The following is a 23,622-nucleotide window of genomic DNA, read 5'->3' on the forward strand; positions in this document are numbered from 1 at the left end:
ATTATGATTACGCTCTTTTTTGGTAAAAAAAACGTTATTTTTGCTCAAAAGAGGAATAAACTACATTTTGCGTAATATTATTTAATGTTAACTAATTTTAAACCGATGTTTTTTGTTGAATATACGGTAATGTAAATATTGGTTAAAGTTTTATTTCTTACGTTAGTTTTTACATGAAGATTACTGTGCAAGATGACAACATAGTAATTTTAGGTTAGTATGAAATTTCTCAAGTATAATTACCTGGGTTGCTAAGCTACCATTAGTTACTGTATAACAAAAATTATTAAGGGTGCATTAAATTTACTACGAAAATCAGTATGGCTGATTAATGCTAATGATTCTTGTTTCGCGACTTCGGCGCAAAAGCGCTAAGAATCTGGCTTTAGTCTTGCTTAGAATGATCAATTCATCAGGCAAACATCCAATGCTCAAAAATCTAGTCAACAGAATTAAGGATAAAAATATTCAGGGAATAAAAGTGGAACTTTATTTATCCCTGTGATTCATTAATGACTTGAGTGCTTCGGTGGTATCGTCAAGAAAATTTGTGCAATTTAGAATCCAATGATCGATGAAACTCAACAAAGGGATTAATCAAAAGGTAATATCGCCATCCATTTCAATTGGATCAGCAGATGAATATGAGGATTGTCTCCCTGTTGAGCAATCAATTAAGTTATCTGTTGTTACACAGTATTTTCCCCCAGACTATGCTGCTACGGGACAATTGATTGAGGAACTTGTCAAGCAGTTAGAGCAGCAAGGGGTAAATATCGAGGTTTTTACTAGTCAGCCTGGATATGCGTTTAGCTTAAGTAAAGCTCCTTATTTAGAACGGGTTGATACGATTAAGATCCAGCGATCGCGAAGCGCCCAACTTTTTCCAGGGAGAATTCGTGGTAAGCTAGTTAATGGTATCTTATATACCTTGCGGACTTTAGTATATCTGCTGAGAGCCTCACGGCGTAACGATATATTATTAGTGACTACAGCTCCACCGTTTTTGCCAATTGTGGGTTATTTAGCCAACCTTCTCTTCAAGTTGCCATATGTCTGCATAATATATGATCTATACCCAGATATTGCCATCACACTGGGTGTAGTGTCTAAAAATCACTGGGTAGCAAAACTGTGGCAGGCGATTAATCAGCGAGTTTGGCTCAATGCTAAAGGCATTGTAGTTCTTAGTCCTGAGATGAAGCAGAGCGTTTTAGCGCACTGTCCGCAAGTGGCTCATAAAGTTTCGGTGATTCATAGCTGGGCTAATCCGGAATTCATTGTCCCAATTGCCAAACGAGAAAACTGGTTTGCTTGGAAGTACGACTTAGTAAATAAATTCACTGTGCTTTACTCTGGCAATATGGGTCGATGTCATGACATCGAGACCTTATTAAAAGCCGCTATGGAACTGCAAGATGAGCCAGTGCAGTTTGTCTGTATTGGTGGGGGAGCCAAACGTGAAGAATTAATTGTACAAGTCAATGAATTAGGGCTAAATAATTTTACATTTTTACCTTATCAAGATAAAAAAGATTTACCCTATTCTCTCACCTCTGGCGATTTGTCTTTGGTGAGTATTAACCCAGCCAGTGAAAGTTTAGTTTTACCTAGCAAGCTGTACTCAGCATTAGCAACTGGGAGGCCGTTGGCAGTAGTTTGTTCACCCTACTCAAGCTTAAGACAAATAATCGCCGAAGCTGACTGTGGTGCTGCATTTGACTATGGTGATGGTCATGGACTAGCTGAATTTATCCGCTTGCTTCAGCGGAACCAAAAACTAGGGGAGCAGATGGGTCAAGCAGCTCGTCAGTATCTACAATCAAATTTTACACCTAAAATCATCGCTCAACAATACCTGGATGTTTTGCGTCAGGCGTTGAGTATGAAAGACATTTAAGCTCTTCTTTGCGTCGCAGAGGAAGACTTCAAACAAGTTAATGTATAGAAGTTGTCTATCTGTGTTATAAGTTATTCATGAAAAATTGAGGTGAAAATTACAACCCTAAATTCATGACTAATGCATTATCAGGAGATTAACGAGCATATTTTAATGAAAAAAGTAAAGTATTGAAAGAAAACAATACTTACTCTAAATATAGGGTGCTATTTATTAGGAGTTGGGCTTCGATGGTCTATTGATCTCAGTCCCTCCAAACGTAACCTTCTTATCTTATTTATATTAGGAGGTCGAATTGCAGAGAAGGTGTGATCGAAATCGGAAACGTTCAAAACGGAGAGCTATTTACTGTCCTATTCATGGCTGTTATCTGGATAGCGTTAGTAAAAAATATAGACTTTTTGCTGATCAACCAGGTCAGTTACAGCAACGGGGCTTCAGTCGGCGGGCTGCATCTTTGTTAATAGCAAATCATACAGCAGTTACCATACAAGGAGAGTGGTTAGAGGCTTTTTGGTGTGAACACTGTCAGCAAAAAAACTGGTATTATATGCGTCAGTCTGATGATGGCACATATAACATTTCCTTAGCGCCCAGGGAACTATGGCAGCAGGTAACAGGAGTAATTGATCCTCATGGTAATCCTTCTGTGGGCGAGTTTACCCGGATGAATGCCAAACAGCTAAGTAGTCATACCCTCAATTCTTTTTATTGCCTATGAATAGTCAGAAAAATTCTCCCCAGAAAGAGTTAGTAATTGAAGCTGGATGCACAGAGCAACAGTATTGGCAAGATTTATGGCGCTATAGAGAACTATTTTATTTTCTGGCTTGGCGTGACATTTTAGTCAGATATAAGCAAACAGCAATTGGTATTGTTTGGGCATTAATTCGGCCATTTCTGACGATGGTAGTGTTTACAGTCATATTTGGTCGGATAGCAAATTTACCATCGGAGGGTGCGCCTTATCCCATTCTCGTATTTTCAGCGATGTTGCCTTGGCAGTTTTTCGCTAATTCCCTTTCAGAGTGCAGCAATAGTTTAATCGGCAATGCTAATTTAATTTCCAAGGTCTATTTTCCCCGGCTGATCGTCCCGACAAGTGCTGTGGTAGTCAGCTTTGTAGACTTTATGATTTCCGGCATGATTTTGTTGGCTTTAATGGCATGGTATAACTTTGTTCCTAGCTGGAGAATTGTCACTTTGCCCTTATTCATTGCGATCGCCTTTGCTGCTTCCATAGGGGCGGGATTATGGTTAGCTTCTTTGAATGTGCAATACCGAGATTTTAGGTTTATTGTCCCGTTTATTGTGCAGTTTGGGTTATATATTTCCCCGGTAGGATTTAGTAGTAGTGTTGTTCCTGAAGAATGGAGATTTCTTTACTCATTAAATCCAATTGTCGGGGTAATTGATGGTTTCCGGTGGGCAATATTGGGGGGAGATTCGCATTTATATTTACCAGGGTTTTTGCTATCTTTGGGATTAGTAGCTTTACTCTTAATTAGTGGTATTTGGTATTTCCGCAAGATGGAAAGAAAGTTTGCTGATGTGATTTAGAAGGGCTGATATACTTAAATAGTATTGGCTTGGGAAGATTTTATGTCTGATTCATCTCTCTACGAAACAAATTTTTTAGATTGGATAAATCAGCAGCAGTTAGCCTGATCTAGTCTGGGATAATATAATTTCCTACCACATAGAAAAAGTAATATTAAAAACTAATTTGTTATTAAGATTGAAAATGTCTGATACAGTTATTCGCGTTGAGAATCTGGGTAAAAAATACATTATTGGCCATCAACAGCAGGAGAGGTATACTGCACTGCGCGATGTGATCGCTAATAAAGTTAAGTCTCTTAGTAGTCTGATTAATCCTAAAGCAAGAGTTGCAAATCCTGCTTTTGAGGAATTTTGGGCTTTGAAAGATGTATCTTTTGAGATTAAGCAAGGTGATAGGGTTGGGATTATTGGCCGTAATGGTGCGGGTAAATCAACTCTATTGAAGATTTTAAGTCGCATTACTGAACCCACTACAGGAAGCATCAAAATTAAGGGAAGAGTTGCGAGTTTATTGGAGGTGGGTACGGGGTTTCATCCAGAATTAACAGGACGAGAGAATATATTTCTGAATGGGGCGATTTTGGGGATGGGTAAGGATGAGATTAAGCAGAAGTTTGATGAGATAGTTGCGTTTGCGGAGGTGGAGAAGTTTTTAGATACACCAGTGAAGCGGTATTCTTCCGGGATGTATGTGCGATTAGCGTTTGCGGTGGCGGCGCATTTGGAGCCGGAGATTTTGATTGTGGATGAGGTGTTGGCGGTGGGGGATGCACAGTTTCAGAAGAAGTGTTTGGGGAAGATGGAGGATGTAGCAGAGAAAGAAGGTAGAACAGTTTTGTTTGTTAGTCATAATATGACAGCAGTTACTAGATTATGTAATAGAGCTTTATGGTTAGATACAGGTAAATTAAAAATAGATGGAGATATATATGAAGTTAGTGGTAAATATTTACAATCTGATTTAGGAACTTCCGCAGAAAGACATTGGACAAATCCTAAAAATGCTCCTGGAGATTCTGTGGCTAGATTAAAAGCAGTAAGAGTAATTTCTGAGGGAGTTGTCACCGAAACAGTTGATATTCGTTATCCAGTAATACTGGAAATGGAATATTGGAATTTAAAATCTGATGCTCAGTTATTATGCGGGTTTAGTTTTTTTAATGATCAAGGTGTAATGTTATTTGTATCAGCAGATTTTCAAGATCCAGAATGGGGTAATAAGTCTAAACCCATAGGAATTTATAAATCTCATTGTGTTGTTCCGGGCAACTTGTTAGCAGAAGGACAGGTAAAAGTTGTAGCTGAAGTTAGTACCCGTCATCCTGTTTATGAAATTCATGTTTTAGAATATGACAGTGTATGTTTTCAAGTTGTAGATACAGGAGAAGCTGGTAGTGTGAGGGCAGAATGGGGTAGAAATATTCCAGGTGTAGTAAGGCCACAATTAGAGTGGAAAACTGAATTTTTACAAGAGGCTATATAAAAAATTATGACTGCTAAAAATATATCGTTAAAATATATTCCTGAATTAGATGGACTTAGAGCAATAGCAGCATTTGGAGTCATGTTCTTTCATTTACATATTCCAGGATTTAGTTTAGGATGGTCAGGAGTATATTTGTTTTTTGTTCTTTCTGGTTTTTTGATTACAACTATTTTAATAGATAGTAAAGATAAACCTAATTATTTTTCTCGGTTCTATATCAGGAGATCAATAAGAATTTTACCTATCTACTACATTACACTTTTATTAGCATTAATAGTAGCTTTAATACAAAGACAAAGTATTCGTGATTTCCCTTTATATTTAATTCATTTACAAAATAACATTTTAGGTTGGAATCAATGGTCAGTTAATTTTCCTGCCTTTATGAATCATACTTGGACATTAGCGGTAGACACTCAATTTTACTTGGTTTATCCTTTATTGATTTTCTATTTAAAGGAAAAATATTTATTAATTTGCTCTGTAGTTGTTATAATATCCTCATTTTTGTTCAGGATATTCTTCTTCATTGTATTCCCTGATAATCCTAATTTATTATTTGCTATGTCTCCTACAGCAATAGATTCATTAACTATTGGGGCGATTTTAGCGATAGTAACCAAGAAAAAAAATATTCTTCAATCTCAAGAAACTCAAAATAATACCCAATTAAAGTGAATGTTATTTACATTAACTATATTAATAGTAATTATTGCCAAAACAGGTATAAATAATTACTGGAGTCCTTACTCATGGGGAAGATTGCCAGTGAATTTGTTGACTATCTCTGTAATTTCAACTTTTTTTGCATTTTTAATAAGTTACATTATATCAACTAAGACTATAATAAACACTGTTCTGAGATTGCCTATACTTAATCATTTAGGAAAAATAAGTTATGGTTTATATCTATATCATTTTCCAGTATTTAGTTTTTTTCAATCCCTTCAGATAAAAATCATGAGTAATATATATATTTACATCTTAGTAAATATAATTACAACTTATGTTATTGCTTTGTTGTCTTGGCTAATAATAGAAAAACCTATCAACTATCTTAAAGAAAATAAATTATTATCTATCAAATAACTTATGGAATTTTTTAATACTCACATTTCACAAAAAGCGATCGCATTAGTCAATCAAGTATTACAATCAGGTTGGTTAAGTGAAGGGTCCCTAGTCAAAGAATTTGAAAAATCTCTTACTGACCATCTGGGATTAAAAAACCCTGTAGCGTTAAATAGTGGAACTTCTGCACTACATTTAGCTTTGGCAATTGCGGGAGTGCAACCTAATGATGAAGTTATTTTACCAGCACAAACCTTTGTAGCAACTGGATTAGCAATTTTAATGCAGTATGCTAAACCTATATTTGCTGACATTCAGTACAAAACAGGTAATATTGATCCTAATTCCATTAGAGAGAAAATTACAGATAAAACTAAAGCTATTATTCCAGTACATTGGGGTGGCTATCCCTGTGATATGGACGAAATTAATGCTATAGCCAAAGAACATAATTTAATGGTTATTGAGGATGCTGCTCATGCTTTAGGAGCGACATACAAAGGTAAGCCAATAGGTTCAATATCTGATTTTACTGCTTTCTCATTTCAAGCTATTAAACATCTAACAACAGGAGATGGAGGTGCATTATGTTGTATAAATCATGAAAATTATCATCAAACTAAAACTAGAAGATGGTTTGGTATTGATAGAGCAAATAGTAAACCTTCTATTTTGGGAGAGCGAGAGTATGATATTAGTGAATTAGGGTATAAATACCACATGAATGATCTAGCGGCTGCTATTGGTTTAGGTAATCTTGAGGATTTTTTACTTGGGTTACAAAGGCGTAGGGAAATAGCTGCTATTTACAGAAATGAACTTAAAAATGTTCCAGGACTAGAACTTTTAGATCATCAGGAGGATAGAGAAAGTGCTTATTGGTTATTTACTATTTTAGTGGAAGGTAGGGAAAATTTTATTAGAAAATTGAAGGAGTTTGATATTCCCGCATCTGTTGTTCATTTAAGGATAGATCACAATTCAGTATTTGGTGGTATAATTCCTGGTTTAATGAACCAAGAAAAATTTAATGATTTTCAAGTTTCTCTACCTATACATGAAAATATCTTAGAGCAAGAAGTTAGAACTATAATTAGGAATATTAAAAATGGCTGGTAATGATGATTTAACTTTTAGGAAAGCTGAAGAAAATGATATAGAACAATTAGTAACTCTAATGAATTCTCAATATCTTCGCAAAAAAGGTAAAGATTATTTTCTATGGCAATATTTTAATTCTTATCACCTTACGATTCTAATATGTGCTTTTATAAACGATGAACTAATAGGAATGTTTGGGTTACAAAGAAGGTTTTTAAAGAATGGAATTAAAGTTGGACAACCAATAGATTTGCTAATAAAATCTCAATGGAGAGGACAAGGAGTATTCAAACAACTATATCAGGAAACTTTTAGGTATTGTAATGATATTGATATTTTATGTGTATTAGCCAATTTTAATGGTAAACAAGTTAGTGAAAAAGTTATTGGTTGTAAGACTCTAGCCAAAATAGATTCTCTGTGCTTAGACATAAATGACTATCAATCACAATTAAAATTAAGTTCTTTAGCCAAAAATTTGCAAATAGATAACAATAATTATCTGTATAGTTTTTTATATTCTCCAGAAATAATCTATTGGAGATTTGAATCACATCCAGATTATCAATATGAAAAGATATTTATAGATGAAAGTAATTGGACAATTATCAAAATCTTTCAAGATCCAGTAACAGGACATAAATATGGTGATATTGTGGCAATTAATTATCAAGATGATCGAGTAAACAATCTCATAGCTTTATTAGAAAAGTCTATTATTGAATTTCAAAGTAAAGAAGCAAAAACAATAACACTATGGGCAATGCCGCATACTTTACTATATAAATTATTAAATGATTTAAAATTTCAAAAATTAGAGCAAGAAAGATACTTCTGTATTAAAGTCATTAATCCAGATTATAATTATTTGTATGATTTTTTAAACTGGGACTTAGTACAATCTGATTCAGAAATTTATTAAGGAAATGTATGATAATACTAGTATTAGGTGGAAATGGTTTTTTTGGTAAAAACATAGTTGACACTCTTCAACAGAATCACCACAGAGTTTTTAGCTTTTCTAAAAAAGATGGTTTTGATTTAACTAACTACTCCCTAACTTGTGAATTTTTATCTAAAATTCAACCTGATGTTATTATCAATTGTGCTGCTAAAGTTGGGAGTTTAAACTATGTAACTAAAGAAGCTGCCGATGTAGCCGATATTAACTTGAGAATGCTATTAAATCTTTATAAATCTACCCAAGAGATTGTTCCCCAAGCAGTAATTTTGAATCCCATAGCTAACTGTGCTTATCCAGGGAATTTAGAAAGCTACAATGAAGCTGATTTTTGGCAAGGCAAAGTTCATCAATCTGTTACTGCTTATGGTAACGTTCGGAGGATGGGGGTTATTTTGAGTGAATGTTATGCAATGCAGTATGAGCTACGTTCTATTAATTTGCTAGTTCCTAATATGTATGGATCTTATGATTCAACTGATCCAAATAAAGCTCATGCGCTTAATGCATTAATAAGTAAAATCGTTAAAGCTCAAAAAGAGAACCAGGCAAATTTAGAAGTGTGGGGAAGTGGTATAGCAATTAGAGAGTGGTTATATGTTAAAGATTGTGCCGCTATTTTTGCTAAAGTAATAGAAAGAATTAACAATTATGGATTTGCTGAACCTCTGAATATTGCTCAAAATTTTGGTTTAAGTATTCGAGAATTAGTAGATATTATAGTTAATGAGTCTGGATTTGAAGGACAAATTATTTGGAATAGAAATATGCCAGATGGTGCGCCTCGTAAAGTCATGAATGATACTAGATTTCGTAAGGTTTTTCCTGATTTCCAGTTTACTGATTTAAAAGTAGGAATTAAAGAAACAATCAGTTACTATAATTCTGTATATCCTTACTAATGTTCAAGATTAGTTTATTATTTTATCCAAGTTATAAGCGCTCAAAAGATGAATAAAATTACCCTTTCTTACGTAATCACAACCTACAATAAACTTCCTTATTTAAAGGAAGCTATGAAACGATTATTAGAAAATGTCAAAGAAGACGAGGAAATAATAGTAACTGATGGAGCAAGTACAGATGGTACAGTAGAGTATTTAACAGAATTGTATCAACAAGGAAAAATTCATCAATTTATTTCTGAACTAGATAAAGGTGAAGCCCATGGCTATAATAAATGTTTATTAATGGCAAAGGGAGAATTAATTAAAATTATTACCGATGATGATGTTTTTTACTATCCTGCTATTCAAGAATGTAAAAAATTTATGCTTGAGCATCCCGAAGTAGATGTAATAAGTGGAAATATGTCCAGTATGGGAATTGAAAATCCTCATTCAATTACGATTTTAAAGTGGTATGAAGATGAATATAGAAAGTGGCTACAAACTAAGGTAAGCTTTGCATACGGTGGGTTATCATTAATGATTAGAAAAAGCTCATTACCTTTAACAGGTCTTTTCTTTACAGGAGTTATAGGTATAGACATCGAATTTACACTTAGAATTACTCATCTAAATGTTTGTATTGCTTGGTATACAGCATTAATGGTAATTAGAATTGATAATCCACAAAGTAATCTTAGGAAAATAGACAAACTTTCCAATCGTCGAAGAAAGCAAGAAGAAGATCATAGAAGATATTACTTATTTTACAATCCCGAATATTCCTATGAAACTACGCTGAGAGAAAGGCCACTATTGGAGATTTTACAAGAAATCATGAAAAGACCATTGCGTATTGTTAGGGATTTTTTAAAATATATAAGTAATCGCAAACAGGATAGTTTGGTCAAAAATAACACAATATTGATTGAGAATAAAAATTTAGGTGGCAGTAATCTAAGTGATATTTTTAAGGCTTGTGAAACTACCTTATATGAATATAATCAAGCAAACTCCCCAGATTTTATTTTAAGTAAAAATGTAATTTCAAAAACTATGCTAATTGAATAATAATTGAAATTAATATACTCTTTCCATCGCCTAGTTAAAGAACTTTGTTATACCATATTTACCTGATAGCACTAAATTTCTAATTCATGAAAAACCAAAAAACTATCAATTAGATTCTCTTCTTGCTTATGGTATCAGTGAAGATAGATTAGAATTTCAACCGACTCATATGAATACTATAATAGAGCGACTTTGGTTTGTAAATCCGTTAGGGACTCCAGGTTTTGCTTCAACTACTGCATTAAAAGCAGTAGGACAAAGATTAAGAAGATTTTTTGATATTCAAGAATTCAGTACCATTCATTCCAAAATATATATATCTAGATTTAAAGCAAGTTCTAGGCGTGTTCAGAATGCTCAAAGACTACACAAAGCCTTACTGCAAAAAAGTATTTCTAGTGAAATATTATTCCGCAAAGACAGCTAATCTTAGTCATAGTATAGGCGATCACCGTTACTCTTCACTACCTTGGCGTGATCTAGATTCCATTACCATTAGCAAAGAATGGAATCGCTCAGTTAACGATAGAAGTTTGTTCACAAATACCCAATAGATTTATAATGTTTAGACAGAATGTCATTACAAGGGGAGTACAGGAGATCAAAAAGTTTAGCTGGGATAAAACAGTACAGCAAACTGTATCTATTTATAATTCTCTAGTTTAATATCAATATTATGCAAAAACTTTTAGTAACAGGGTCATCAGGGCTAATTGGTTCTGAAGTTTGTATTTATTTTGCGAATCAAGGTTGGCTGATTCACGGCGTTGATAACAATCAAAGGGCAGTATTTTTTGGTGATCAAGGGGATACTCGCTGGAATCAACAGCGACTACAATCCAAGATTAAAGGTTTTGTGCATCATGAGTTGGATATCCGCGATCGCCCAGGTGTTCTTAATTTAATTGAAAGTATTCAACCAGATGCGATTGTTCATACCGCAGCACAGCCCAGTCATGACCGCGCAGCAGCCATTCCTTTTGATGATTTTGATACCAATGCTATGGGAACACTGAACCTACTAGAAGCAGCACGGCAATTTTGCCCCGAATCGCCCTTTGTCCATATGTCCACTAATAAAGTGTATGGTGATCGCCCCAACACCATTAAGCTCAAAGAACTGGATACTCGATGGGATTATGATGATCCCACATATCAGGAGGGGATTCCAGAAACCTTTAGTATTGACCAATCCAAACATTCTCTGTTTGGTGCGTCTAAAGTAGCTGCTGATGTGATGGTGCAAGAATACGGACGCTATTTTAATATGCCAACCTGCTGTTTGCGAGGAGGATGTTTAACTGGTCCTAATCACTCAGGGGTTGAATTGCATGGTTTTTTAAGTTATTTAGTAAAGGCAAACTTAGAAGGTAGGGAGTATAAGATTTTTGGTTATAAAGGTAAGCAAGTTAGAGATAATATCCATTCACTAGATGTAGCTCGATTTATTGAGGCGTTTATTGCAAATCCGCGAATAGCAGAAGTGTATAACCTAGGAGGCGGTAAATCCAATAGTTGCTCAATTTTAGAGGCGTTTAAACTGGCGCAAAAATATAGTGATAAAGAAATGAGGTATGTCTATGTGCCAGAAAACCGTATAGGAGACCATATTTGCTATTACTCAGATTTGAGCAAAATGCGGCAACATTACCCAAACTGGGATATTACCATCTCTCTAGAAGAAACTATTGGGCAGATTATGATGTCTTGGCAACAGCGATTGAATGCTCATATTTAGCTATTTTAAAAGATATTTATACAAACTTATGAACAAAAATGTTATCAATACATTCTTGCGGCAGCTTTATTACAGTGCAAAACCTCCGATATGTATGGATATTGCTACTTGGGCAAAAGAGCGTAATTTACCAGTGATTGAAACTTATGCAGCAGTCCTAAGTGAAGTCGAGCCTCATATCTTTGGGGACGAAATTGCAGAATCACACTTTAAATTTCATCGTGATGTTTTATCTCGTCCTCAGTCTCTAGTTGCAATTGAAAATGCTACAGTCAAAGATGGTGTTGGGTTAGTTCAACTACCAGATGGTCAAATTTGTTATGAAGGCAATTGGTATTTACCTTACCTACTAGAGCATCCTGCTTATCGCCGGAGATTTCCACGGTTGCGGCAGATGATAACAGGTAATGTTTATTCTTTACTCTGTTTGTGGGGAGAAACATTTTATCACTGGTTTCATGATGTTTTGCCTCGACTTGAATTTGCTTTGCCGCACTTACCACTAAATACAAAGTTTCTAATTCAGGAAACGCCTTACGCCTATCAGTTAGATTCACTCCGTGCCTATGGAATTGGCCAGGATAGGCTAGAATTACAGCCTAACAGTGTAAATACGAAGATAGAGCAACTTTGGTTTGCGAGTCCTATGGGACACACTGGATTGGGGTCTGGCTCTGCCTTAAAGTCAGTAGCGCAAAGACTGGCAACATTTTTTAATATAAAAGTTTCTGAAGTCGGACAGAAGAGAATTTACATATCACGACAAAAAGCTAAAGCTCGAAGAGTCGTAAACGAAAAACTTTTAGAGCCTCTATTAAATGAATTTGGTTTTCAAATCTTGATTTGCGAGCAACTCTCTCTTGCAGAACAAGTACAATTATTTTCTAATGCAGAAGCGATCGCAGGTCCTCATGGTGCTGGATTGATAAATATGATGTATGCTCGGTGCAGGATACCCATAGCAGAAATTGCTTTTTCCGCAACTGTTCCTTGTTACTTCATAATGGCGCGACAGTTAGGAAATTGTTTTTCGAGATTAAAGGCGATTCCTTCAGGTAGCAGCGAAGTTGCTGACATGAATCTTGAACCTCATGAACTTGAAACCTGGCTTAAATCTCATTTTTCTACGTAAAAATTATTGGAATATAGCATCATTGCAAACCCCATCATTCCAGTATTTATCTATTCCAAATTGGATTACAAACGGCTGAAATTAATGGATAATTTGAACCTATTTTTGAACTAGTTTTGCCGATGGGTATTTCACTAACCACTGCAAAACTATTTTAGAATATCCTACTTGTATATCCATCATACTAAATTTTTATCTAAAAATAGTTTAAATATAGCCTAATAAGGTATTACTTTTCACCAAATTGTTATGCGAATTTTAATTACAGGAATTTGTGGTTTTGTCGGTTCTACCTTAGCCAAAGCATTACAAGAATATTTTCCAGAATATCAAATTGTTGGCATTGATAATTTCTCCCGATCAGGGAGTTGGTTGAATAAAGCAACCTTACAGCAACGAGGAATTGAGGTAATTCATAGCGATATTCGCCATAGCAGTGACGTAGATGCTTTACCTTCTGCTGATTGGGTAATTGATGCTGCGGCTAACCCTAGTGTCTTAGCAGGAGTAGATGGTAAAACCAGCAGTTTACAGTTAGTACAACATAATCTACTCGGAACAATTAACCTTTTAGAATATTGTAAACGGTATCAAGCTGGGTTTATTCTGCTGTCTACCAGCCGAGTTTATTCCATACCCGGATTAAGTAAATTACAAGTTGCTGAAGCTAATGGAGCATTTTATCCCGTTCCTGAACAAATTTTTCCCGTAGGTATTTCCACAATGGGGGTAGCTGAAAACTACTCTACCAATCCGCCAGTATCATTGTATGGCAGTACAAAGGTAGCTTCAGAGCATTTAGCTTTAGAATACGGTGCAACCTTTGAATTTCCCGTTTGGATTAATCGCTGTGGGGTGATGGCGGGAGCGGGACAGTTCGGCCATCCAGGACAAGGTATTTTTGCTTTTTGGATTCATAGCTTTCGAGAACAGCGATCCTTAAAATATATTGGCTTTGGCGGAAAAGGTTATCAAGTTCGGGATTGTTTACATCCACAAGATTTAATTAATTTGCTACAAAAACAGTTTGCTGAACCATTAAATACAAATAAACCCAGGGTGGTTAATGTCAGTGGTGGAGTTAAGAACAGTATGTCCTTGCGACAGTTAACCCAATGGTGTGCAGACAAGTTTGGTAGTAATGAAGTTCTGGAAACTAATATTGAGCGGACATTTGATATTCCTTGGATGGTGTTAGATGCGAGTTTATCTGAGAAAGTTTGGGGATGGACACCTCAAATTGGGATAGAAAAAGTGCTAGAAGAAATTGCTATTTTTGCCAGTGAACAACCAGATTGGTGTAGGCTATCAGCGACATGACTTATAAAATATTGTATATTTCAGCAGTGATTCCTGATACAACTTCTGGGGGACGCTTTGCTATGTATCGTCACCTGATTATAAAAAAAGACTTTGAGGTGGCTGTTGCTAGTACAAATTTTGTTAAATTACCTATTAAACAGCAGCTTTCGATTCGTAGAAATCGATTAATTGAAAGGCTCAGACGCACTCGATTATGTCGATTGATATATAACTTAGAATACCTACTGAACTGGATTAATATTCCTGGTTCATTGTTAAAATTTGCTGATGACTTTAAGCCAGATGTAATTGTATCTGTAGTAGATGATTGGCATCTGGGATTAGCATTTCAGTTGGCGCACCAACTTAAGGTTCCACTGATTGTTAATTTCCAAGATTTGTTTTGTCTATCTCAATTTGTTCCTTTGTCAGCGCGTCCTTATCCTGTGATCACATCTTGGCTCATCCAACGTTACCATCAAGTTAATGAGTTAGCCAATCAGGTATTTTATACCAGTGAAGGTATGAAAGAATGGTTTGGAGTTGATGATCAAGGAAATGTTCTTTATCCCGTTGGTGATTTTGATGTTCAGGTTTCCATAGAGCAAAGAGCAAATTCGCAAGATAAAGTTAAAATTATTTATGCTGGTAATTGTTATGGTGCTTACGGTCGTATGTTGTTGCGCCTAGCTGAATCGGTGCAGAAACATCAACATATTCATCTCCAGATTTTTGCTGCGGGAAATGATTGGACACCCGAAAAACTACAGGAGATGACCGAAGCAGGAATTTATCAAGGCTTTAAACCATTCGATGAATTAAAAGATGAACTCAAACAGGCTGATGCGTTTTTAACTGTGATGAGTTTTGAAAAGTCAGAAGAAATTTTTATGCGGACGAGTTTTACCACCAAATGGTTAGATTATGTCCCCTATGCTAAACCAGTGTTTGTTTGGACTCCAGAATATTCAACAGCCTGTGGCTTTGCCAAAAAGTATCAGTCAGGGATTCCGGTTATTCACGACGATCCAGAGGTATTGCTCAAAGTTATCAGCGAAACAGCATCAAATTCGATGGCTTGGTCTTCAGCCTGTGAAGGATCTCGTCGAGTGGCTGAGACTGTGCTGAACGCAGAGCAAATACATCATCTGTTTGTTGAGCGTGTTACTAATGTTTGCCAAGAATGCAATACTAAAAATCTTCAAGATTGAATTTACTCAGCATAACGATGTGAACAAGCGCAAAATTATTGTAATTTCTTCTATTTCTCCTCAACCCACCAGTGCTGGGCAAATTTTACTATATCGGCATTTAAATCAAGCTACTGGCTGGGATGTTGATATCGTACCGAATCCCTATGAAATTAAAACTGATAGATGGCAAACAAAGTTAATTAAAAGGCTAGAATATACTCGCTTCCATCCTTGGGGTCATGATTTCCAAGTTATAGATCAGGGGATGGTGTGGGACAATACACTACTCAATTCCCATCAACGGGTGTTTAATTCTCAAACTGGCGACAAAACCATAGTTCTGACTATTTCTCATGGTGATGGTTGCTGGGCTGCACAGAGATTTGCTCACCATTATCAATTACCTTTAGTAACAATTTTTCATGATTGGTGGCCAGATATTCCTACTTTACATAAACCTTTCCGTCAGCTATTAGAGCGACGTTTTGAGCAACTTTACCAGCAATCTAATTTAGCTCTGTGTGTTTCAGAGGGTATGAAGAATGCTTTGGGTTCACATTCCAATAGTACAGTTCTTTATCCCATACCTGCTTTACTCAAGGAGGAAATAATTACACAATATCAGCCTGAAAATGATCAAATATCATCTCCATTACAGGTGGTTTATTTTGGAAATCTCCACGAGTATGGACCAATTTTAGCTCAATTACTTGAGGTGACAAAAGATAATGCTAAGATTCAAGTACAAGTTCGCGGATCTAACCCAAATTGGTCAGCAGATTTTCGTTCAGAAATGCGCGATCGCAATTTATGGTTAGACTTTGCCCCTAGAGAGGAATTAAATCATTGGTTAGCTTCGGCTGATGTGTTTTTAGTAACCATGAGTTTTGATCCTGCTTTGCGGCGACGTATGGAAACCAGTTTTCCATCTAAGTTGCCTGAATATGCTCAATTTGGTAAACCTTTAGTGATTTGGGGACCCAATTATTGTTCGGCTATTCGCTGGGGGAGCGAAGGCGATCGCGCTCTTTGTATAACCGATGAAAATCCTCAAGTTCTAGTTTCTGCTCTAGAAAAAATCAAGGGCTTCCCAGAACAGCAAGAATACTATGCTAAACAGAGTAGAATTGCTGCTCAAACTGAGTTTAATCCTTCTATTATACAGAACCAGTTTGTGGAGAGTCTTCAAAGTCTAATTAAATAAAGTATTTAATCTATATAGATTGTTATGAGCAGTTCTTGTACCATCAAACACTTTTCTACAGAACTATCAGGCGGATCTGGTATTGCTGCTCAAAGACTACACAAAGCCCTACTGGAAAAAAGTATATCTAGCGAACTACTCTTCCGTAAAGGCTCAACTTCTCTCCCTCACAGCATAAGCGATCGCCGTAACTCATCACTACCTTGGCGTGATCTAGATTCCATTACCATTAGCAAAGAATGGAATCGCTCAGTTAACGATAGAAGTTTGTTCACAAATCCCCAATGGATTTATAAAACCCAACTTAAAGACTTTGGTAAACTCCCAGAAATTATTAACTTACATTGGATTTCTCGCTGGATAGATCAACCTAGCTTTTTTGATTCTATTCCTCCCGATATTCCTATTGTCTGGTCACTCCATGACATGAACCCCATAACTGGTGGGTGTCATCATGCGCTAGATTGCGAAAAATTCGCCACTCATTGCTGTGATTGTCCTAATTTGAAAAACTCAGGTAAACACGATCAAGCATCGAAAAACTTTGCACTCAAAGCCAAACTTTATCAACATCTAAATCTTCATTTTGTCGGTAACAGCACTTGGACAACCCTACAAGCTCAAAAATCACAACTGGGTAAATACGCTCGTTCTATCCGCACAATTCCCCTAGGAATTGATATCAAAGATTATCAACCTATTGATCGATCCATTGCCAAAGCTGCTTTACGAGTCAATCCTGATGATTTGGCGATCGCCTTTGCTTGTGCCGATCTGTCTGACAAAAACAAGAATTTGCCTATCCTACTAGAAGCAATTGCCCAGTTATCTAAACACCACTCTATCACGCTGATTCTATTTGGTTCGGGTCAAATTCCCGAATTAAACAGTCAAATTACCACCGTAATTTTAGGGCATTTGTCTTCTCCCCAACTTCAAAGTCTTGCCTACTCAGCTGCTGATATCTTTGTTATGCCTAGTCAAATTGAATCTTTTGGTTTAACTGCTCTCGAATCAATGGCCTGTGGTACACCAGTATTAGCATTTCGCACAGGGGGAATTCCTGATCTGGTTATTCATGGGGAAACAGGTTGGTTAGCAGATGACATTGGTTCGATTGAATCTCTTTATGAAGGACTCCACTGGATGCTACAACATCCCCAAGAGCGATCGCATCTAGGAAAAGCAGCCCGTCAGCGAGTTGAGCGAGAATTTACGGATGATATCATGGCTAATCGCTATATCAATCTTTATCAGGAGCTTATTAGCCCATGAAACGGGTACTTATCCGCCCCACATTTCAAGATTGGTGTGAAAATAAATTATTTTCAGATGGCACATCTTTCGCATCAGTTTATCAAGAAGCCTTTTCTCTATGGAAACAACAGGCTGCAAAAATTGGATTTCAACTCGATACCTGGGATCAAGCACCTTTAGAGACAGCAGATATATTTTGGTTTTTAGACCTTCCCCCATCTCGTCAAGAATTTACACGTATTCGCGCTCAATTACAACCCAAAACCCCTATAGTTCTGCAAATTCTAGAAAGTCCATTTTTAGCAATTCACGCCTTTAATAATGCCAATACTCAAGATTTCGACGCAGTTTTAAGTTATGAATATATAGAAACTATTAAACAGAAAGAGCGCCATTTTCATTACCATTTACCCAATCAACTGCGACAACCACAGACTAATCTATCTTACTCAGAAAGGAAAGGCTTGTTGCTTATTAACAGCAACCGAGTAGCAGGATTTTTTGGAATGCGTCAGGTCGGTTTTTCTGGTATCCCCGGATTAGGAAAGTTTTTGGCAGGTTGGCACTGTTCTTTATCTATGTTTAGCGAAGCCTTATCAGGTGAACTCTACTCTGAGCGAAGAAAATTAGCCCGGATTGCTGAGTTAATATCTCTTAATTTTCTGGATATTTACGGACGAGGGTGGAATGGAGAACAAATTTCTTGGTGTCCACTTTATGAAAATCGTTCCTATAACTCTTGGCGAGGAATACCCACTATTTCTAAATGGGATTTATGCGAGCAGTACCGATTTGTGTTAAGCTTTGAGAATTTTAAGGGCAGACGTGGCTACATCAGTGAAAAGATTTTTGATGCCATGTTTGCTGGCTCTGTTCCTGTCTATTTAGGAGATGACCGCATTACCGATTATGTGCCTAGTGATGCATTCGTTGACGCTAGAAATTTTGATAATTATCCTGATTTATTAAAATATTTAATCACTTGTCCTGAAGCAGCATGGCTAGATATGCGTCAAGCGGGTCAGGCTTTCATTAAATCAGATGAATTTCAATGTTTTAATTCTCTTCAATTTGCAGAAATTGCTACACAAATTCTGAAAAAAGTAACTGTTTGACATGAAACTTCAAAATGTCAAAGATAGACTTCGTAACTCTAAATTTTTGAGGATACTCTATGCTAAATTATTAAGTCGTGGTAATTCTTTCAACTTAAAAGGCAATAATAATATATTAGATACAGCAGGGGCTATTTTAAAAAAATGTTCACTGCAAGTTGTTGGTAATAATAACTTAATTTCAATTGATGTTGGATGTTATCTGGAAGGAGTTAAAATATTTTTGCAAGGTGATAATTTAAAATTAAAGATAGGGAGAAGTGTATTTATAGGTCAAGGCTCTGTTTTATGGATGGAAAATAGTGATGGGCTTATCGAAATAGGAGAATTTACATCTATAGAAAAAGTAGCCATAGCTGTAGCTGAAGGTAAAAAAATTATTATAGGTAAAGATTGTTTAGTTTCCTATGAGGTAGATATTAGATGCAGTGACTCTCATGCTATCTTTGATCAAGAAAAAAAATGTAGAATCAATCCCGCAGCCAATATAGAAATTGGTAATCATGTATGGCTAGGAGCAAAATGTTTAATTCTTAAAGGAGTAACCATTGGAGACGGTTCGATCATTGGTGCAGGTTCCGTAGTTACTAAGTCTGTTGAACCAAATTCAGTTGCAGCTGGCAATCCTGCTAAAGTTGTTAGAAGTGATATTGTTTGGACGCGATCGCGAAGTGATTCTTTTCCTGAATAAATACCTTGCATACATACAGCAGATTCCAGGTAAATGAGGTATAAATCTTAATACTGAAACTCTTGTGATATGGGCATCTTGCCCTCCCTTGTATACCCCTCTATAATCAAATGTGCTGTAAATTGGTATTAGTTTATGACCACTAACTTTGGTATTGTTACAGCCTGTTGGAAAGGAGATTATTTTCTCGTTAAAGCAACCTGTGCTAGTATTCGCCATTTCCTCGGAGATGTCCCTATTTGTGTTATCGTTGATGGAGATTTTTCTATCCAAGAACTTGAAAATCTCTATGGTGTTCAGCCTCTTTATTTATCTCAACTATCTAATCCAGAACTCCGTAGGCGATGTCCTGGATCTAGTCGTGCTAAACTGGCTGCTATTTGGGAAGGACCATTTGAGCATTTTCTCTATTTGGATAGTGACGCAATTGTTTGGGGAAACTTACTGGAAAAATTTGACTTAACTACTACAGATTTTGTAGTGATGCGTCCTCCTTTGTATGGCTGTCTACCTAAACATGAGGTTTCTCGATGGTTTTTCAATGTTGATACCCTCTTAGAAATTGATCCTACCTTCGAGTGGCAGAATCAACCTTATTTTTGTGCAGGTGCTTTTGCTGCTAAACGAAACTGCTTTGATTTACAAGAATATTTGAGATTAGAGGCTTTGGCAGATAAATATCCAGAGTTATTTAAGTTTTGGGATCAGGGTATTGTTAACTATATGGTTTTTTCCGCCAACCAAGCAGGTCTCCTCAAATATAAAGTTGTTGATATCCAGGTAGTGACAGCAGATCATTCTAAGAGTACATTAGAAGAACAATACCCTTGTTCTATTTACAAAACACCCCAAAACGTCGACAAAACAACTATTATTCATTTTTGTGGAAACAAGCCATTTATTCATAAAAGAAAATCTTTCAGCAAGCCTTTTACTACATTTAGGTTATTACATTACCAAAAGCTAATGGGCGATAATATTAGTGGAAAAATAAAATCCATATTTCAGCTATTTTGTGAAGAGTTTGAGCTTTTAACCAACAAAGCAAAATCTAAATTTAAAAGAATCATTAATTCTCAATAACTTTCAAAAAATGAAAACCCTGTTTAAATCAACACTAAATTATCTTGAAAAGATATACCATTTTTCTTCATTTAGGGGGCATTCCTTTTGGAATATACCAATAGATAGCAATTCCGTGGTAGTTGATCTAGGCGCTAATCTATGTGATTTCTCTTCTGAAGTTAAGAAAAGGTTTGAATGCACTGTATTTCCCGTAGAACCAAATGCAACTCTTAATCCCAATGATTCATACTTTCTTGATTCTGTAGATAGGTTAGCTATAACTAACTGTAATGGTGAAGTTGATTTCACGATATCCGAAAATTCAGAAGCAAGCAGCCTTTACTCAAATCTTGCCAATCTATTTGGATCAACAAAGACAATTAAAGTAAGAGGTATGTCGTTGAATGAATATCTTAAACTCAAAGAGATAGAAGGCAGTTTATCCTTATTGAAAGTTGACATTGAAGGTGGAGAAATAGACCTACTTTCAAAAATACCTCTCAAGGAGCTTGAATTGATTGATCAGATGACTGTTGAATTTCACAGCTTTCTAGATCCTTCTTTGGAGTTAGAGGTTATCGCCATAATTGATAGAATAAGCAAATCAGGTTTCTGGGTCATTAATTGTAATCATCCCTATTATGACGATGTTCTATTTTTTAATAAAAAACTATTCAAAAAATATCACTTCAAATGCTTAGATATTTTTATTATGAAGATAGTTTATATAATCAGAGGAAAAATGCATAAATTGATTGGTACTCATAAATGAAGCTTGAAATTTGCAAATCTCAAATCAAAATAACTAGCAAATACTAAAAATGGTCAGCATTTCTGCTTTAATTCCAACGTATAAAAGAGTTGATAAGCTAGAAAACTGTCTCCAAAAAATTCTTTCCTGTGATCCCCTCCCGTCAGAAATTATCATTCATATTGACGCAGGTGATTCCGAAACAGAACCTTTTCTTATCGCTCAAAATTATCCCCTCGTAACTTGGATCAGCAGCAACACAACCCAAGGACCTGGCGGAGGTAGAAATAAACTGATCAAGCAAGCCAAATTTCCTATTATTGCTGGTTTTGATGATGACTCTTGGCCTTTAGATAAAAATTACTTTGCCATAGCGACAGAGCTTTTTTCTCTTTATCCTCAAGCCTCAGTAATTACTGCTCAAGAGGTACGACCTAGCACATTTCCAAAACAACTAAATAATTTTATAAAAGAAGTGAACTGCTTCCAAAACTGTGCTTGTCTCATGCGTCGAGAAGCTTTTTTACAAACCCGTGGCTATTTACCTCTACGCTATGCCTATGGCATGGAAGAAGCTGATGTAGCGTTACAACTTCTTGATTGTGGTTGGCAAATACTAGAATCATTTAACTTGTGCGTATTTCACGATACTCAATTAGAACATCACAATCATCCATCAGTTAACGCGGCACATATTGCTAATACAGCCCTTTTAGCTTATCTGCGTTATCCAATTACTTATTGGCCTTTGGGAATAGTTCAGGTGTTTAACAGAATGCGATATGCAGCTAGTGTAGGGAGATGGAAGGGTATCAGCCAAGGATTATCGCAAATTCCTCATCTACTTTCATGCTACGCTAATCAGCGTGATCCAGTGCAGGTTCATACACTGGAATTAAGCCGAAAATTAGCATCAAAGTCATGAATAAAAATTCTAGGAATTGGATTTGCTGCCAAATAGGGGCAAGAGAACACTATGCAATTCCCAGAGCATTACATCAGCATGAAAAATTAGCTCATCTGATTACTGATGCTTGGGTTACTCCTGTGTCTCCTCTCAAAATTTTAACTCAATCAGGACTTAGAGAACGCTTTCATCCTGCCTTAGCTAAGGTACAAGTCCACGCCTTTAATAGTTTCCTTATTCGTTTTGAAATCAGTCAAAAACTACAAAAGCGTTTTGGGTGGGAAACAATCATTGCCCGTAATAACTGGTTTCAACAACAGGCTATTAAAAAGCTTACACAATTAACTGAAAAATTCACTACTCCTCCCATTCTATTTTCTTATAGCTATGCTGCATTAGAATTATTTAAATTTGCTAAAAAACAGGGCTGGTACACAGTTCTAGGTCAAATTGATCCTGGTTTGTGGGAAGAACAAATAGTTATTCAAGAGTCTGAAAAACATCCCCAATATCATAAAAATTGGCAACCTGCACTTCGTGAATATTGGCAAATCTGGCAAGAAGAATGTAACCTTGCCGATGCCATTGTAGTCAATTCACATTGGTCATCTCAACTTTTAGAAAAAACAGGTATTGAAGTCAAGAAGATTCATATCATTCCCTTGGTATATACTCCACCAAAAATTGCTAATAAATTTATCCGCACTTATCCAGAATCATTTTCTCAGAAACGACCATTGCGTGTGTTATTTCTGGGGCAGGTAATTTTAAGAAAAGGAATTGCATCTGTTTTAGAATCTATAAAATCCCTGGAAGGATATCCAATTGAGTTCTGGATTGTGGGATCTAAAGAACTTCAAATTCCGTCATACTTTGAAAACCATCCTCAAGTTCATTGGGTAGGTCGTGTCAACCGTAGTGAAACCGCTAAATATTATCAACTGGCTGATGTTTTTCTCTTTCCTACTCTCTCCGATGGGTTTGGACTAACTCAACTCGAAGCACAAGCTTGGCAACTACCAATTATTGCTTCTCGTAATTGCGGTGAGGTAGTGGTGGATGGTGTGAATGGTTGGCTATTACCTGAAGTAAGTAATGTAGCTATTGCTAATATATTGAAACTCTGTCTTCATGATCCAGAAAATCTCACAGCATTATCAAAAAACTGTCAAATTACCAATAAATTCACCCTCGAAACACTTACACAACATTTACTAAAATTCTAAC

General features: G+C 36.1%; 22 protein-coding genes. All 22 read left to right on the top strand.

The genetic code is table 11. The features are described 5' to 3' along the window. Positions 1-574 precede the first annotated feature (574 nt). Entirely contained in the window at positions 575-1,900 is a 1,326-nt protein-coding gene (locus tag AACX33_RS08560) for a glycosyltransferase family 4 protein (protein WP_193998683.1), read from the top strand. 295 nt (positions 1,901-2,195) lie between these two features. After that, positions 2,196-2,621 carry a hypothetical protein gene (locus tag AACX33_RS08565; RefSeq protein ID WP_193998684.1) on the top strand — a complete coding sequence of 142 codons (426 nt, stop codon included), beginning with the start codon at positions 2,196-2,198 and terminating at the stop codon, positions 2,619-2,621. Next, positions 2,618-3,460 (top strand): ABC transporter permease, encoded by an 843-nt coding sequence (locus AACX33_RS08570; protein ID WP_193998685.1) that lies wholly within the window; start codon positions 2,618-2,620, stop codon positions 3,458-3,460. Before AACX33_RS08565 ends, AACX33_RS08570 begins: the two co-directional genes overlap by 4 nt. Before the next feature lie 184 nt (positions 3,461-3,644). Continuing rightward, complete coding sequence (locus AACX33_RS08575) at positions 3,645-4,946, top strand: ABC transporter ATP-binding protein (protein WP_193998686.1); 1,302 nt, start codon at positions 3,645-3,647, stop codon at positions 4,944-4,946. Positions 4,947-4,952: 6 nt separating this feature from the next. Next, positions 4,953-5,627 carry an acyltransferase family protein gene (locus AACX33_RS08580; protein WP_193998687.1) on the top strand — a complete coding sequence of 225 codons (675 nt, stop codon included), beginning with the start codon at positions 4,953-4,955 and terminating at the stop codon, positions 5,625-5,627. Between the two features lie 414 nt (positions 5,628-6,041). Next, positions 6,042-7,139, top strand: a complete 1,098-nt coding sequence (locus AACX33_RS08585) for a DegT/DnrJ/EryC1/StrS family aminotransferase (protein WP_193998688.1) — start codon at positions 6,042-6,044, stop codon at positions 7,137-7,139. Continuing rightward, the gene (locus AACX33_RS08590; protein WP_193998689.1) at positions 7,129-8,043 is read left to right on the top strand and encodes a hypothetical protein; all 915 of its coding nucleotides are present in this window, start codon (positions 7,129-7,131) and stop codon (positions 8,041-8,043) included. The genes AACX33_RS08585 and AACX33_RS08590 overlap by 11 nt, the downstream gene beginning before the upstream one ends. A gap of 8 nt (positions 8,044-8,051) precedes the next feature. Next, entirely contained in the window at positions 8,052-8,984 is a 933-nt protein-coding gene (locus tag AACX33_RS08595; RefSeq protein WP_193998690.1) for an NAD-dependent epimerase/dehydratase family protein, read from the top strand. Between the two features lie 48 nt (positions 8,985-9,032). Beyond that, a complete protein-coding gene (locus AACX33_RS08600) occupies positions 9,033-10,040 on the top strand; it encodes a glycosyltransferase (RefSeq protein WP_193998691.1) in 1,008 nt (335 codons plus the stop codon). A gap of 169 nt (positions 10,041-10,209) precedes the next feature. After that, positions 10,210-10,467 (top strand): glycosyltransferase family 61 protein, encoded by a 258-nt coding sequence (locus AACX33_RS08605; protein ID WP_227788982.1) that lies wholly within the window; start codon positions 10,210-10,212, stop codon positions 10,465-10,467. Positions 10,468-10,716: 249 nt separating this feature from the next. Next, positions 10,717-11,778, top strand: coding sequence for an NAD-dependent epimerase/dehydratase family protein (locus tag AACX33_RS08610; RefSeq protein WP_193998692.1), 1,062 nt, complete (start codon positions 10,717-10,719; stop codon positions 11,776-11,778). A gap of 28 nt (positions 11,779-11,806) precedes the next feature. Further along, the gene (locus AACX33_RS08615) at positions 11,807-12,910 is read left to right on the top strand and encodes a glycosyltransferase family 61 protein (protein WP_193998693.1); all 1,104 of its coding nucleotides are present in this window, start codon (positions 11,807-11,809) and stop codon (positions 12,908-12,910) included. A 249-nt stretch (positions 12,911-13,159) separates the two neighbouring features. Then, a complete protein-coding gene (locus tag AACX33_RS08620) occupies positions 13,160-14,230 on the top strand; it encodes an NAD-dependent epimerase/dehydratase family protein (protein WP_193998694.1) in 1,071 nt (356 codons plus the stop codon). Beyond that, positions 14,227-15,423: a glycosyltransferase gene (locus tag AACX33_RS08625; RefSeq protein WP_193998695.1), complete on the top strand. Its 1,197-nt coding sequence runs from the start codon at positions 14,227-14,229 to the stop codon at positions 15,421-15,423. Before AACX33_RS08620 ends, AACX33_RS08625 begins: the two co-directional genes overlap by 4 nt. Positions 15,424-15,442: 19 nt before the next feature. Further along, a complete protein-coding gene (locus tag AACX33_RS08630) occupies positions 15,443-16,609 on the top strand; it encodes a glycosyltransferase (RefSeq protein ID WP_322744529.1) in 1,167 nt (388 codons plus the stop codon). Between the two features lie 24 nt (positions 16,610-16,633). Beyond that, positions 16,634-17,884 carry a glycosyltransferase gene (locus AACX33_RS08635; RefSeq protein WP_193998697.1) on the top strand — a complete coding sequence of 417 codons (1,251 nt, stop codon included), beginning with the start codon at positions 16,634-16,636 and terminating at the stop codon, positions 17,882-17,884. Then, positions 17,881-18,981 (top strand): glycosyltransferase family 10 domain-containing protein, encoded by a 1,101-nt coding sequence (locus tag AACX33_RS08640; protein WP_193998698.1) that lies wholly within the window; start codon positions 17,881-17,883, stop codon positions 18,979-18,981. Before AACX33_RS08635 ends, AACX33_RS08640 begins: the two co-directional genes overlap by 4 nt. Before the next feature lies 1 nt (position 18,982). Then, entirely contained in the window at positions 18,983-19,672 is a 690-nt protein-coding gene (locus tag AACX33_RS08645) for an acyltransferase (RefSeq protein WP_275973769.1), read from the top strand. 135 nt (positions 19,673-19,807) lie between these two features. Beyond that, a complete protein-coding gene (locus AACX33_RS08650) occupies positions 19,808-20,755 on the top strand; it encodes a hypothetical protein (RefSeq protein ID WP_193998699.1) in 948 nt (315 codons plus the stop codon). Between the two features lie 10 nt (positions 20,756-20,765). Then, the gene (locus AACX33_RS08655; protein WP_193998700.1) at positions 20,766-21,509 is read left to right on the top strand and encodes an FkbM family methyltransferase; all 744 of its coding nucleotides are present in this window, start codon (positions 20,766-20,768) and stop codon (positions 21,507-21,509) included. Between the two features lie 49 nt (positions 21,510-21,558). Then, a complete protein-coding gene (locus AACX33_RS08660) occupies positions 21,559-22,413 on the top strand; it encodes a glycosyltransferase family 2 protein (protein ID WP_193998701.1) in 855 nt (284 codons plus the stop codon). Further along, complete coding sequence (locus tag AACX33_RS08665) at positions 22,410-23,621, top strand: glycosyltransferase family 4 protein (RefSeq protein ID WP_193998702.1); 1,212 nt, start codon at positions 22,410-22,412, stop codon at positions 23,619-23,621. Before AACX33_RS08660 ends, AACX33_RS08665 begins: the two co-directional genes overlap by 4 nt. The last annotated feature ends 1 nt before the right edge of the window (position 23,622 follow it).

It is taken from the genome of Nodularia sp. LEGE 04288 (genome assembly GCF_963896525.1).
GTDB lineage: Bacteria > Cyanobacteriota > Cyanobacteriia > Cyanobacteriales > Nostocaceae > Nodularia.